General features: G+C 45.7%; 17 protein-coding genes, 1 tRNA gene, 1 pseudogene and 1 riboswitch. Of the genes and pseudogenes, 13 read left to right on the plus strand and 6 right to left on the minus strand.

The window, feature by feature from the left end:
* Positions 1-42 precede the first annotated feature (42 nt).
* Positions 43-118: transfer RNA gene (locus tag ACM6JA_RS03055), tRNA-Thr, on the minus strand.
* Between the two features lie 174 nt (positions 119-292).
* Entirely contained in the window at positions 293-1,162 is an 870-nt protein-coding gene (locus ACM6JA_RS03060) for a YitT family protein (RefSeq protein WP_414851141.1), read from the minus strand.
* Positions 1,163-1,403: 241 nt separating this feature from the next.
* Between ACM6JA_RS03060 and ACM6JA_RS03065 the strand changes: the two genes are divergently transcribed.
* Entirely contained in the window at positions 1,404-1,700 is a 297-nt protein-coding gene (locus ACM6JA_RS03065) for a Fur family transcriptional regulator (protein WP_414851142.1), read from the plus strand.
* A gap of 69 nt (positions 1,701-1,769) precedes the next feature.
* On the opposite strand, the gene ACM6JA_RS03070 is transcribed toward ACM6JA_RS03065, so the two are convergent.
* Complete coding sequence (locus tag ACM6JA_RS03070) at positions 1,770-2,612, minus strand: aldo/keto reductase (RefSeq protein ID WP_414851143.1); 843 nt, start codon at positions 2,610-2,612, stop codon at positions 1,770-1,772.
* A 174-nt stretch (positions 2,613-2,786) separates the two neighbouring features.
* Here ACM6JA_RS03070 and ACM6JA_RS03075 point away from each other — a divergent pair, with 174 nt between their 5' ends.
* Together ACM6JA_RS03075 and ACM6JA_RS03080 are read left to right on the plus strand one after the other, a co-directional pair.
* Positions 2,787-3,146, plus strand: coding sequence for a winged helix-turn-helix transcriptional regulator (locus ACM6JA_RS03075; RefSeq protein WP_414851144.1), 360 nt, complete (start codon positions 2,787-2,789; stop codon positions 3,144-3,146).
* A gap of 24 nt (positions 3,147-3,170) precedes the next feature.
* Positions 3,171-3,287, plus strand: a pseudogene (locus tag ACM6JA_RS03080) (aldo/keto reductase); the annotation flags it as partial.
* A 30-nt stretch (positions 3,288-3,317) separates the two neighbouring features.
* Here the strand turns inward: ACM6JA_RS03080 and ACM6JA_RS03085 are convergent.
* Positions 3,318-4,154: a serine hydrolase gene (locus ACM6JA_RS03085; RefSeq protein WP_414851145.1), complete on the minus strand. Its 837-nt coding sequence runs from the start codon at positions 4,152-4,154 to the stop codon at positions 3,318-3,320.
* 137 nt (positions 4,155-4,291) lie between these two features.
* On the opposite strand from ACM6JA_RS03085, the gene ACM6JA_RS03090 reads away from it, so the two are divergent.
* A complete protein-coding gene (locus tag ACM6JA_RS03090; RefSeq protein WP_414851146.1) occupies positions 4,292-5,404 on the plus strand; it encodes a GerAB/ArcD/ProY family transporter in 1,113 nt (370 codons plus the stop codon).
* Positions 5,405-5,424: 20 nt separating this feature from the next.
* On the opposite strand, the gene ACM6JA_RS03095 is transcribed toward ACM6JA_RS03090, so the two are convergent.
* Positions 5,425-6,105, minus strand: coding sequence for a copper homeostasis protein CutC (locus tag ACM6JA_RS03095; protein WP_414851147.1), 681 nt, complete (start codon positions 6,103-6,105; stop codon positions 5,425-5,427).
* Between the two features lie 18 nt (positions 6,106-6,123).
* Positions 6,124-7,131 carry an asparaginase gene (locus ACM6JA_RS03100; RefSeq protein WP_414851261.1) on the minus strand — a complete coding sequence of 336 codons (1,008 nt, stop codon included), beginning with the start codon at positions 7,129-7,131 and terminating at the stop codon, positions 6,124-6,126.
* Positions 7,132-7,304: 173 nt separating this feature from the next.
* Positions 7,305-7,348: riboswitch (PreQ1 riboswitch) on the plus strand.
* A 91-nt stretch (positions 7,349-7,439) separates the two neighbouring features.
* On the opposite strand from ACM6JA_RS03100, the gene queC reads away from it, so the two are divergent.
* From queC to ACM6JA_RS03145, 9 genes are all read left to right on the plus strand, one after another.
* On the plus strand, positions 7,440-8,108 hold the full coding sequence (queC, locus tag ACM6JA_RS03105) for a 7-cyano-7-deazaguanine synthase QueC (protein ID WP_414851148.1): 669 nt from the start codon (positions 7,440-7,442) through the stop codon (positions 8,106-8,108).
* Positions 8,108-8,596, plus strand: a complete 489-nt coding sequence (gene queD / locus ACM6JA_RS03110; RefSeq protein ID WP_007729718.1) for a 6-carboxytetrahydropterin synthase QueD — start codon at positions 8,108-8,110, stop codon at positions 8,594-8,596. The genes queC and queD overlap by 1 nt, the downstream gene beginning before the upstream one ends.
* A complete protein-coding gene (gene queE / locus ACM6JA_RS03115; RefSeq protein WP_414851149.1) occupies positions 8,593-9,312 on the plus strand; it encodes a 7-carboxy-7-deazaguanine synthase QueE in 720 nt (239 codons plus the stop codon). Before queD ends, queE begins: the two co-directional genes overlap by 4 nt.
* A gap of 42 nt (positions 9,313-9,354) precedes the next feature.
* Complete coding sequence (gene queF / locus ACM6JA_RS03120; RefSeq protein ID WP_007729714.1) at positions 9,355-9,852, plus strand: preQ(1) synthase; 498 nt, start codon at positions 9,355-9,357, stop codon at positions 9,850-9,852.
* A gap of 330 nt (positions 9,853-10,182) precedes the next feature.
* A complete protein-coding gene (locus ACM6JA_RS03125) occupies positions 10,183-10,386 on the plus strand; it encodes a hypothetical protein (RefSeq protein WP_414851150.1) in 204 nt (67 codons plus the stop codon).
* 160 nt (positions 10,387-10,546) lie between these two features.
* On the plus strand, positions 10,547-10,990 hold the full coding sequence (locus tag ACM6JA_RS03130; protein ID WP_414851151.1) for a hypothetical protein: 444 nt from the start codon (positions 10,547-10,549) through the stop codon (positions 10,988-10,990).
* Positions 10,991-11,169: 179 nt separating this feature from the next.
* Positions 11,170-11,535 (plus strand): HsmA family protein, encoded by a 366-nt coding sequence (locus tag ACM6JA_RS03135; RefSeq protein WP_414851152.1) that lies wholly within the window; start codon positions 11,170-11,172, stop codon positions 11,533-11,535.
* 257 nt (positions 11,536-11,792) lie between these two features.
* Positions 11,793-12,470, plus strand: coding sequence for a hypothetical protein (locus ACM6JA_RS03140; RefSeq protein WP_414851153.1), 678 nt, complete (start codon positions 11,793-11,795; stop codon positions 12,468-12,470).
* Between the two features lie 138 nt (positions 12,471-12,608).
* The gene (locus tag ACM6JA_RS03145; RefSeq protein ID WP_414851154.1) at positions 12,609-12,965 is read left to right on the plus strand and encodes a group I truncated hemoglobin; all 357 of its coding nucleotides are present in this window, start codon (positions 12,609-12,611) and stop codon (positions 12,963-12,965) included.
* Positions 12,966-13,011 lie beyond the last annotated feature (46 nt).

Raw genomic sequence — 13,011 nt, forward strand, 5'->3', positions numbered from 1 at the left:
CGCGCTATCATGCGCTTCATTTCCCTCCTACAGGTTATGTAGTGGTGCCGGCGATAGGACTTGAACCCACAACCCCCTGATTACAAGTCAGGTGCTCTACCAATTGAGCTACACCGGCATTTGATTTGTTTTTCGTTGTGTGCGTTTCGTGTGTGTCCCGCTCACGAGATTTAATATAGCACGTATAAATTTTAAATGCAATAGAAAATCTAAAATAATTTCATTCAGAATAAAAATCGAACAAAAAAAAGAGCAGTGGAACGACTCCCCACCGCTCTTTTCTTCTATTATACTATCCTGCTCGAAAGCCCTCTCCCAACACTTCTTGAGCAGGGCACAAAATAATGAATGCATCTGGGTCCACGGAGCGTACCATGATTTTCAGCTTGCTCACTTCACTTTGGCTGACAACTGCCATGAGTACCTTACGCGCGTCTCCGGTATATCCACCAGCACCATCCAACAAAGTGACACCACGGTCCAAATCATACAAGATGGTTTCTCTCAGCGTATCTGTTTCATTCGAAATGATATAAGCGACTTTGGAGGTATTCCAGCCCATCTGAACAATATCAATCGTCTTGCTGGTCACAAACAATGCGATAAGTGCATACAATGCTTTTTCCGGATCGAATACAATCCCTGCAAACAAGATCACTAGTCCATCAAACACAGCTACACATGCACCTAAGCTAAATCCTGAATATTTGTGGAGGATCTGCGAAGCAATTGAAAAGCCCCCCGTCGATCCTCTCCCCCGAAACACGATACCGATCCCGAGTCCTACCCCGATTCCCCCATAAATACTCGCCAACAGGAGATTCGTAGTTAACGGCTGCAGGTGACTGGTCAGCATGACACACAAAGGGAGAACAATCGAACCAACCGCCGCCTTCATACTGTATTGCCGATCGAGAAGTTTAAATCCTAATAGAAACAAAGGAATATTCATTGCCCATTGCACCACTGCCGGAGAAAAACCAAACATGTTATGCAAAATCGTAGAAAGTCCAGAAACGCCTCCAGAAGCAATTTGGTTTGGATTCAGAAACAAATTGAAACTAGTTGCCAATACTAGCGATCCTAGAACCAGCATGCCATATTCGAGCACTTTTCGCTGCGGACTGTTCATCTGGATTGCGGTTCGTCTTTTTCGTGCCACATGGTTCCACTCCTGACATTATCACGTAAGCAAAATCCGCACATACACTACCATGTTTTGGTCGAAAAGAAAACCCCTATTTCATTATCCCTCTTATGTAAGATTTACGCATCCCCCAGAAACATGCACGCTCAAGCCAAGAGCTGGATAAGATATGGAAAGAAAAAGTTGACTGCACACAAAATAAAAAGGATAATTATAATATAGTAATTATTATAATCTAAGGACGGGGTGACCTGTAATGGATCATCATATTGTCAGTGTCACACAACAAGTAAAACATCTAGGAAAAAGATTAACCATTCAAAGAAGAGCCGTACTCCTTCTTATGCTTAGCACTCGGAAATACTATACAGCCAAAGACGTTTACCATGCTTTGAAAAACGAGATGCCAAACATCACACTCTCAACCGTTTACACCAGCCTGCGCTTTTTCGTGAAAATGGGTATTCTCAAGGAGCATGTTCACCACGACTCCCCCAATCAATTTGAATGTGTGGTAACGATGGACGACATTCAGTTGCCAGAAGTCATTTGAATCCTATTCCTTTTCCTCAACGCAAAAAACTCCTGATGATTTCAGGAGTTTTTTGTATGCCATCAGCTATTAAAAATCAAAGTTATCCGGGTCTGGACCTACTCGAAGATTTTGGTTCAACGCATGAATCATTTCCATGTCTTCTTTCGACAGTTCGAAATCAAATACGGATGCATTCTCGATGATTCGATGCTCCTTGGTCGACTTTGGAATGGTCACAACGCCATTTTGCAAATCCCAGCGTATAATGACTTGAGCAATGGACTTCCCGTATTTTTCCGCAATTCCTTTTAGTACTGGATTGTCCAATAGCTGTCCTTGCATAAGCGGAGACCATGCTTCAAATTGAATCCCTTGCTCCTTGCAGTAGGCACGCAGTTCATCTTGGGACAGGCGCGGATGGAATTCCACTTGGTTCACCATCGGCTTAATCTCAGCGTCTTTAAGCAGTTCCTCTACATGATGAATGTGGAAATTGCTTACCCCGATAGCTTTTACCAACCCTTTTTTGTACAGCGTCTCCAATGCTCTCCATGCTTCTTTGAACTTTCCTTCTACCGGCCAGTGAATGAGGTACAAGTCCAGGTATTCCAGCCCGAGTTTTTTCAGGCTCGTCTCATATGCTTCCAACGTGGACTCATACCCTAAATCCGCATTCCATACTTTCGAGGTAACAAAAAGATCTTCACGAGTGATGCCCGCTTCCTGCAAACCTGCACGGATTCCACGGCCAACACCTTCTTCGTTGTTATAAATAGCGGCGGTGTCGATACTGCGGTAGCCATGCTTAATTGCTGTTTTCACAGCTAGCTCGAGCTCCTGGCCTTCCTCTACTTTAAAAACACCCAGACCCACCCAAGGCATTTTTACTCCGTTGTACAGCGTAGTCGTATCTTGCAAATGTTTTGGCATAACTTGTCTCCTCCATCCATGTTCTCTATGTTAGTAAGACTGTTTTCAGCCACCTAATGTGCTTCATGCCGTTTGACAAGTGTTATTATGAGATAGACTAACGAAAAGTAAAAGTACGCACTTTTTTGTGTGATAGGCACTAATAAGTACCTATCATTCAGGAGGAAATCAACAATGAAGAAGAAGTATAACATTTCAGTGGAAGCTACACTTGAGGTCATCGGCGGTAAATGGAAATGCGTTATTTTGTGTCACCTGACTCACGGAAAAAAGCGTACAAGTGAGTTAAAACGACTAATGCCGAGGATTACGCAGAAAATGCTAACGCAGCAACTTAGAGAGCTTGAAGACGATGGCATCATCAACCGGATTATTTACAATCAGGTTCCGCCAAAAGTGGAGTATGAGCTCAGCGAGTACGGCTGGACCTTGAAAAGTATTCTCGATTCGCTCTGCTTATGGGGCGAAAAGCATATCATTAAGGAACACGGCGACAAGTATGCTGTATTGGAAGAAAGTATCTTAAATCAATAACAGAACGGGAGTAGGTGAAGTGGCTTGGGAGCAATCGAAACGCCTGTCTTGCGTAAATTGGGCAGCTCAGACCTGATGCTTTCTCCTCTAGGCCTCGGCTGCTGGCAGTTCAGCAATGGACACGGAATGGTGGGGAAGTTTTAACCTTCAACAAATGAAAAAGCTGCCGATCTAATCGACAGCCAAAATGGCGTAGTCATACACAGCTCTTCCCAGTAATCCTAGTGTGTTCAAAGCGGATTGAGCGGTTACATCTTTGGATAGGGCTGTAATGGAAAAGCAGCGATTGTTCGTATACAGCAAACCTACATCATGCTGTCTGCCAGTATCCCAACCCGATTTACACGGCAGTTCCCAAGCAGGATGATTGGATTCTTCCTCATTTGGCAATTGAGACGGCAGACCATTACGGACTTGCTGCTTTTTCATAATGGCGATCATCTCTTTGCAGGCACGCTCAGACAAATAACTGCCCGTTGCCAATTGACCTAGCATACTCGCAACATCCCCAGCGGTTATCTTATTGTTTTCTGTGATGTCGAGTGGATAAATCATCAGCTTGCGTGAATAACAGCTTTGGCGCATTCCCAAATCGATCATGGTCTGGTCGATCTGCGCTTTTCCTACCAAATCAATCAGCATATTTGTCGCTGTATTGTCGCTCTGAATAATCATGAGGGTCACCAAGTCGCGAATCATAAGCTTCAAGCCTGGAGATAGCGCGTACAAAATCCCCGATCCCCCCACCAGATCCTCATGGCGTAGGACAAGCTGATCATCCAATCGAAAATGCCCCTGCTCACTTGCCGCGAAAACGGCTGCCATGATCGGTACTTTGATCACACTCTCCGCAATAAACAGCTCGTCCGGTACATGTTCAAAACGGGTTCCTTTAGCTGAGCCCTGTTCCTCCACAACGACGCCCCAAGTCCCCTCTGCTTGTCCGATAATGGCCGACAACCTTTTTTCCAGCTCCACAGCTTTTCTTCCCTTCTCCTGTTGGCTCATAGTTTCTTGCCGCTTTCTTTTTATCATACTATTCCGAAAACGTTCCAGACAAGAGACGGTACCTGCTTACGGTTCGTTTATCCATCCTAAACTTGGAAATAATACGTAAGATAAACCTACGGACAAGGTGAGGCATCATGCAGAACTCCGATAAGATTGGCAGCCGTCAATTTATCATCCTCGTAACATTCATCACCATAGGAGATTCCATCCTGATCTTACCTTCCATACCTGCGACTGAAGCGAGTCACGATGGATGGCTATCAGGATTGATCGGCATGGTACTGGGGATAGCCATCGTATACTTGTTTTGTGTAGTCGCTCGCATCTACCCCGAACAAACGCTGATTGAAAAGAACAAGCTCATATTTGGACGTTGGCTCGGCACGTTCTTTTCTCTCTTCTTTTTGGGGGCTGTGTTAATCAACGGCGCTATCTATGTACGGACGATTGGAGAATTCATGACCACTCACATTATGAAAGAAACTCCCATCCATGCTGTCCTGTTCTTACTCGTTGCCTGTGCCATATTCGCTGTTCGATTAGGCCTTGAAGCTTTCGCACGGACCAGCGAAATTTTTTTCCTTTGGTTTGTCTTTACATTCGTTATGTTTTTTCTTTTATTAAGCCCTCAGTTCCAATTCGAGAACCTTTTCCCCTTTCTGGAAAATGGCATAAAGCCCGTTATAAGAGGAGTATTTTCCGTGACCGCTTTTCCCTTCTCGGAACTGGTTATTTTCCTCATGATTACCCCGCTCCTAGATGCAAAACAAAAGCTCACGTCTGCTTTTTTGCGAGGAGCCATTTACGGTGGTGTTTGTCTGCTTGCCGTCATCTTCTTATCGCTTTTGGTGCTCGGCCCGGAATTGGTTTCCCGTGAGACCTTTCCGAGCTATTCCCTCGCCAAACGAGTCCATGTAGGGGAGTTCTTTCAAAGGCAGGAAGCGATGATGGCTCTCATGTGGTTTGTCTCGATCTATTTCAAAGTGGTGTTGTACATGTATGGCTTCTGCGTGGGTATCAAGCAGCTTCTCCAATTAAAGGAGCATCAGGCGCTTACGTTGCCCATTTGCATCTTATTTGTCGCCAGCGCAATTCTGCTCATTCCCAACGGTACTTTTTTATATGAGACTTTTACCTATTGGCCATTCTTTGATCTGACAGTAGGTTTCTTGTACCCGCTACTCCTCGTCATCGGCTACTGGATACGGAAGCAAATGAACAACAAGCCGGCTACCTTACAAAAGTAAGGTGTCGGCTTGTTTTATACTTACAGTAGTTGTTTGATGGCTGCCACTCGCTCTGCATCAACGTATCGAAGAGCCTGTCCTTCTTCTCGTACTGCCGATCCAAAATGAACCTCTGTGACACCCGTACGTTTCACGAGGTCTCCCACGTTAGCCAGCGACAATCCGCTTCCTGCCAAAATCGTGAGCTGCGTGTTCTCTGTCAGCTTGACGAGCTGCTCGATGCAATCAGCTCCCTCGATGGCCGTTTTTTTGCCCCCAGAAGTAAGAATGGTACGAACTTGGGGATATTTCAGGAGAATCAGCGCTGCTTCCATTTGATCCACAGCATCATCAAACGCACGGTGGAACGTCACATTCAAAGCACCTGACTCACCAAGTAACAGCTCCAATCCCCGCTGATCGAGCCTATTCTCTGGAGTCAGCATGCCAAATACGACACCTGTTGCCCCAAGTTCACGGATGATACGTACATCCTGCCGCATGACCGCAAGTTCTTCTGCTGTATAGCAAAATGATTGGCTATGCGGTCGCACCATGACGTTTACCGGGATGGAAACCGCCTTGACCACTGCCTCAATCAATCCCCAGCTCGGAGTAATGCCTCCCTCCAAAATTCCCGAGATGAGCTCCAGCCTGTCAGCTCCGCCCTGCTCCGCACGTTTTGCATCCTCAACTGAAGTCGCAATCACTTCCACTAGCATGATACTTCGCCTCCGTTTTTAGCATTTGTTCAAGATAAAAACTGGTCGTTTCTCCCCTACCACCAACTGATTGTCGTTTTTAATGGCTTTTGGCGCCAGCGCATGCAGTCGGTCGATGGTTTCCTGATTATCATACTGAATCTGCTCCAAAATCGATGCGATAATAAGCGGCCATACTAATTCAGAGCCATTCAGTACCTTAAGCGAGAAGCTGAGTCTCTCTTTTTTCAAAGCAAAGCCATATACACCCATCGCTCCGCCTTTGGCGATTATATTTTCATCCATTAAGAGCGCTGTACAGATGAAGTTGTGACTGGCAATGATCTCGGGACTGCTCGTCATCCAGCCTGTGACTCTCACTACTGCCTCTCGTGTCTCGTGATCCTCGATCAGATCCGGACAAGCGAGCTTTAGATATGCGATCGCCAGGTTCTTGAGCGGCAACGCAAAAACCGGGAAGCCACAGCCGTCGACGCTTAGCTGAACCTGCTCTTTTGGGTAATCAGCCAGGTTGGCAAACACCTCCAATGCCTCCTGTTGCGCTGGATGCTCTGCCTTGTAGTAATCATGAGTGGAATATCCTTGACCCTTCGATAACGCCAAGTACCCCAAATGCTTTCCCGCACAGTTATGAAAGAGTCTACGTTTTTCTATGCCTTGGGACAAGCAAGCAAACTTCGGCTCCTCGTTGAGCGGATAAGTCGGGCAAGTAAGTAATTCATCTTCCTGAATGCCAGTCTTTTGTAAAATCGACTCCAAGCCTTCCATATGATAGACTTCACCACGATGTGAGGCCGCAAAGAGTGCTGCTTCGCTGCTGTTCAGTCCGAATTTTTCATCAATTTTACGTTTGGCGATGGGAATGGCTTGAAAGGGCTTAGCTGCGGAGCGCAATAAGATGATATGGTTCTCATCGCCTGCCCGAAAAGCCACCTCTCCTTTTTCATTCACGCCGCACACGATGCCGTTATGTACGTTCTCCAGAATGCCGCCGCGATATTCTTCCACTAAAGGGACATCTCTCATCAAAATCACCCGCTCCACTCCATGTTGATCGATTATGAAAAAAACACTAGCAGTAGCACCCTCCATCCGTCAATCTTTTTCCAAGCGATAATCCCCCCACTTCGACACTGATTGTTGTATAATGTCTCAAGGTGCCCACTTAGGTTCCACAAATAAGAAATCCGTGCATCTGCACGGGAGAGGTTCGCGAACTCCCTCTATAAAAAACTAAGCTGGATAACAGTACCTTTCTTTGGTATTGTTATTGTTTTTTTGCAGGAAAGTTCAAGAACTCTCTTTCTTCGATAATTAAAAGGAGATGGAGAGCAATGAAAAAGGAAAAAGCCATTGTCGTCTTTAGCGGAGGTCAGGACAGCACTACCTGCCTGTTTTGGGCGAAAGAGCAATTCGGAGAAGTAGAAACCCTCACGTTTGATTACGGGCAGCGACACAAGCTGGAGATCGAGTGCGCCCAGCAAATTGCCGCAGAACTCGGCGTCAAAAACTCCGTATTGGACATGAGCCTGTTAAACCAGCTCGCGCCCAATGCACTCACCCGCACAGATATTGACATTACCCAGGAAGAAGGCCAATTGCCATCCACGTTCGTCGACGGACGCAACTTGTTGTTCCTTTCTTTTGCGGGCGTATTCGCCAAGCAACGAGGAGCACGTCACTTGGTGACCGGCGTATGCGAAACGGATTTTAGCGGTTATCCCGACTGCCGTGACGCCTTTATCAAATCACTCAATGTGACATTGAATTTGTCGATGGACTATCCGTTTGTGATTCACACGCCGCTCATGTGGCTGAACAAAGCACAAACGTGGAAGCTGGCGGACGATTTGGGTGCCTTCACCTATATTCGCGAAAATACCCTCACCTGCTATAACGGCATCAAAGGGGACGGCTGCGGCGAATGCCCTGCCTGCCACCTGCGAAAAGCCGGACTGGACACTTATCTTTCCGAGAAAAATCAACCTGGAGAAAAAGCCTGATGAGCGCGAACTTTGATTTTCGTATCGTCGATCGCATGCAGGCACTGGGTACCCATATTCAAAAATCACAGCTTCGCTACCATAACAAACGCGTTTTGGTAAGCAAGGAATTTACTTTTGACGCTGCACATCATCTGCACGCTTATGAAGGAAAGTGCAAAAACCTGCACGGCCATACGTACACGGTCGTCTTCGGCATCAGCGGCTTTCCGGACGAAATTGGACTCGTCATCGATTTTGGCGACATCAAGCAAATCTGGAAAGAGCACATCGAAATTTATTTGGATCATCGCTATCTGAATGAAATGCTCCCTCCGATGAATACCACTGCCGAAAACATGGTCGTGTGGATTTTCGAAGAGATGGAAAAGCAATTGCAGTCAGATGCTTACCGCGACCGTTATAACGGCGCTCGGGTGGAGTTCGTTCGCCTATTCGAGACACCGACCAGCTATGCAGAGGCAAGACGGGAGTGGATGACGGAATGATCCCGGTCTTGGAAATATTCGGCCCTACGATTCAAGGCGAAGGAATGGTTATCGGACAAAAAACGATGTTTGTGCGAACAGCTGGCTGTGACTATCGTTGCAGCTGGTGTGACTCCGCTTTTACATGGGATGGATCTGCCCGCGATGAAATTCAGCAAATGTCACCCGAGGCGATTTGGGAGGAGCTCACTCGTTTGGGCGGGGACCGTTTTTCCCATGTCACAATCTCCGGGGGAAATCCTGCTCTTTTGACTGGCATCGGCGACTTAATCGCCCTGTTGAAGGAGCATGGCATTCGCACAGCAATCGAAACACAAGGCAGCAAGTGGCAAGTGTGGCTTCCACTGATTGATGACATTACCATTTCACCGAAGCCGCCTAGTTCCGGGATGGAAACAGATTTTCGAGCGCTTGATCGAATTGTACACGATCTTTTGGAACAAAAACATCCTGGACTTAGCCTGAAAGTGGTTGTTTTCGACGACGCCGACTTTGCCTATGCACGCACCATTCATCAGCGTTTTCCAGAGGTACCTTTCTACTTGCAGCCAGGAAACAGTGATCTGACGGACGCTGATACTCCCCGGCTTCGGGATAAGCTTTTGGAGAGCTTTGAATGGCTGATCGATCAGGCGATGGCGACACCTGACATGAATGACGCGAAGGTTCTTCCCCAACTACATGCGCTTGTCTGGGGCAATAAACGAGGCGTTTAAACGATATTTTACTCTCATGGAAGAAAAGAGGACTGTACTCATATGGCACATCAACAAGAACGCGATTTATCCTCCCTCACTCTTTTGGGGAATCAAGGCACAACATACAACTACTCCTATGACCCGAGCGTATTGGAGTCTTTTGACAACAAGCATCCGTACCGCGATTATTTTGTAAAGTTCAACTGCCCGGAATTCACCAGCCTGTGCCCGATTACCGGCCAGCCAGACTTTGCGACAATCTATATCAGCTACATTCCTGACATTAAAATGGTAGAAAGCAAATCGCTCAAGCTGTACTTGTTCAGCTTCCGCAATCACGGCGACTTCCACGAGGATTGCGTCAATGTCATCATGAACGACTTGATCAAGCTGATGGACCCGCGCTACATCGAGGTATGGGGCAAGTTCACTCCGCGCGGCGGTATCTCGATCGATCCGTATTGCAACTACGGAAAACCGGGGACGAAGTACGAGGAGATGGCTAGCCATCGGATGATGAATCATGATATGTATCCAGAAAAAGTGGATAATCGGTAGAGTCAACAGTTATGAGAAAGGAAAAACCCTTATCTATTTATAAGGGTCAGAGTGTTGAGAAAGTCCCCTTTCGCAAAAAAGGGGACTTTCTGTGCCATTTTAGGGGGTACAAATATGTCTCCCCACCTTCGTAAAACGCCTTAGAAGCGAATCTAGAAGGTCAAAATTTTTTATCTTAATCCGAGAAATCCAGACTGGGGGTTTCTCGACAGCCTGACCCTTATCTATTTATAAGGGTTTTTTTCCTTTTCCAACTGGAAATCAAGGTCGTGATCGTTGGTGTGAATCTATTCCTTCTGCTACGGTTTACTGCGGAAGGAGGTGATTACTATGACCAAGCATCTGTATTTTTATTCAAGTTTCGAAGATGCAGCGCGACTCAATCGGGAGTTGATTCAGTTGGGCTACAGGAATTACTATCTGGAGCCGAACGAACACCTGGTTGCTTTTGTTTTCGAGCCCGTTACCGAAGTGAGCCACGCCATCTTGAAACACTTGTTCGATGCAGATGATCTGTCACACCTAGAAAACTAACTCTGCAGGGCTGGTGCTCCTCGAAGGGGCATCAGTTCCTATTCCTTGTATTCCTTTAAAAGGGGCGCTTTTTATGTATATTTCACACCTAAAAACATTGCTAAATTTTGGATATAGAGGTAATGTGTTTTTGATTATCAATAAATTGGAGGTGATAACATTGAAAAAATTTATCCAAACCACACTTCTCGCATTTTCTGCCATGCTTGTTATTCCGACGAGCGCACTAGCTAGCAGTCCCCAAACACAGTCTACAGACGCGGTTGCTCCTGCGTCGAAAACCACAGAAGTTTTGCGTTACACTAAATTAGAAAGTAGAAGCTCTGTTGACTCTAAATTGTTCGATATTCAGTCACCTGGAAAGCTTACTGTTCATGTAACGCAGAAAAGCAGGCTTTCCTCCATTAAACCCAACTTGACTTATCGAATCTTGAGTTTTGGTCCAGATGGTTCTAGTAGAACATTGGGTACTGGACGTTTTGAGGGTAGCGGATCCTTTACTTTTACAAGCCCCGAAGAATTACCCGCTGGAAAATATTATATATTAGTAAGAAACACTGGAATCGGGAGAGCAGTTGGAACCGTGTCGGTGACAATTCCTTAAATGTTTGGATTATTTATGGAGGCTTTCGCATATGAAAGCCTCTTTTCTCTACGCAACTAGTTGCTAATGGACTTACTCTAGACACTTAACCACTTAACGATTGTGTTCATCTCTCGTTCATATTCAACGATTACACTTACAAGCGTAGTCAAAAGAAATGATACAGGAGATGATTTAACATGTTAACAGCAGCTGTCATTTTTATAAATCTCGCTCTACTTGCCTATACGATTGGCGTATGGAGCGAAAGACGTTCTGGAGAACTAAAGCTGACACACCTTATCTTTTTTGGTTTCGGTTTAGTATTCGATACCATCGGAACAACCTTTATGAAATTGCTCGCTGAGAGCTCCAGCTTAAATTTGCATGGCATTACTGGGTTGATCGCTCTTATCTTGATGTTCTTCCATACAGTGTGGGCGTGTGTCGTTCTGTGGAAAAAGAATGAAAATCAGATCAAGCAGTTCCATAAATTTAGCTTGATCGTATGGATTTTATGGCTTGTACCTTATTCTATTGGCGTCGCTTTAAGCTTTATGAAATAGGAATACTCTCAATTACGCTCCGATCGCGAACACTCTAACCTTACCTCAACCCTCTCAACCGATGAGAGGGTCTTTTTCTTTTTTCGCGGCTGTTCAACATATCGTCAACTTTGCCTACCATTCGACAATATCTCCTAAAGTAATCCGAACGATAATCGTATAAAATGTAATAAATTAGTATTTTTAGAAATATACAACTTTTGATTACGACTCGATGATAGTTTCCAAACAACTTTTATTATGAAAGGTTGATGCTCATGTTTAAAAAAGCACTTATTATCCTGTCATTAAGTTCAGTTGTCGTAGTACCCTCTCTAGCCACACAAGTCCAAGGAGCAGCGCTCCCTACACAGGAAAAGGCAACCACCTACGCTTCCAATAAAAAAATCAGAAACGCCATGTATGGTGAAGAAATCTGGGTGTCGCTTACCTCACCTATTCCAGCCGGATGGGTTATCGTTAGAACTTTAGGAACGCAGAACCTGATCAGGAATGTGAACGGTGCTTCTTATGGCACGGAGGTAGAGGTGCTGCTAGCTTCGCCTATCCCAACCGGATGGGTCATGGTTCGTGCCTTTAGAGGATCGAATGTAATCAAGAATGTGAACGGTGCTTCTTATGGTACGGAGATAGAGGTGATGCTCGCCTCGCCTATTCCAATCGGATGGGTCATGGTTCGTGCCTTTGGAGGATCGAATGTAATCAGGAATGTGGACGGTGCTTCGTACGGCACGGAGGTAGAAGTGATGCTCGCTTCTCCTATCCCAAAAGGATGGGTCATGGTTCGAACCTATGGAGGATCGAATGTGATCAGAAATGTCAATGGTGCTCCTAACGGAACACAGATTGAGGTACTGCAAGCCTCGCCTGTTCCTGAAGGATGGATCATTCTCAGTTCAGGTGGAAATTCGAAAGTGATCAGGAAAATTGGCTAAAACAAAGCGCACATGGCATGCATCTAGTCCGCAGGCTGACGTCGAAAGCAATCGGCATCAGCTTGCGGGCTTTTCTCTAATAAGTTTCCATCAATGGTGGAATATATAAGGGAAGCAAACGTCCTAAGGAGGCCAATGATGAGCACGTTTTACGAGAAATATGGTGGCGAAGATACGGTCGCAAAAGTAGTGGACTACTTTTATGAATTAGTTTTAGCTGATGACACCGTGAACCACTTTTTCAAAAACACCGATATGGAAAAACAGCGTAAACATCAAACAAAGTTCATCAGCTATGCCCTCGGTGGCCCGAATCAATATTCTGGCCAGTCTATGGCAAAGGCTCACGAAGGGATGAATCTGCAACCCATTCATTTTGATGCTATCGTTAGGCATCTGCGTGATGCCTTGACTCACTTTGGTGTCAGCGAAGAAGATATTGCTGATGCTCTGAGCAAAGTAGGATCACTACGGGATGATATTTTGTATAAATAACCGAGCATCAAAACGCCTGATGCAATGGTTCAGGGAACCCTTTCCG

The sequence above is a fragment of the Brevibacillus sp. IT-7CA2 genome (assembly GCF_949767855.1).
Lineage (GTDB): Bacteria > Bacillota > Bacilli > Brevibacillales > Brevibacillaceae > Brevibacillus.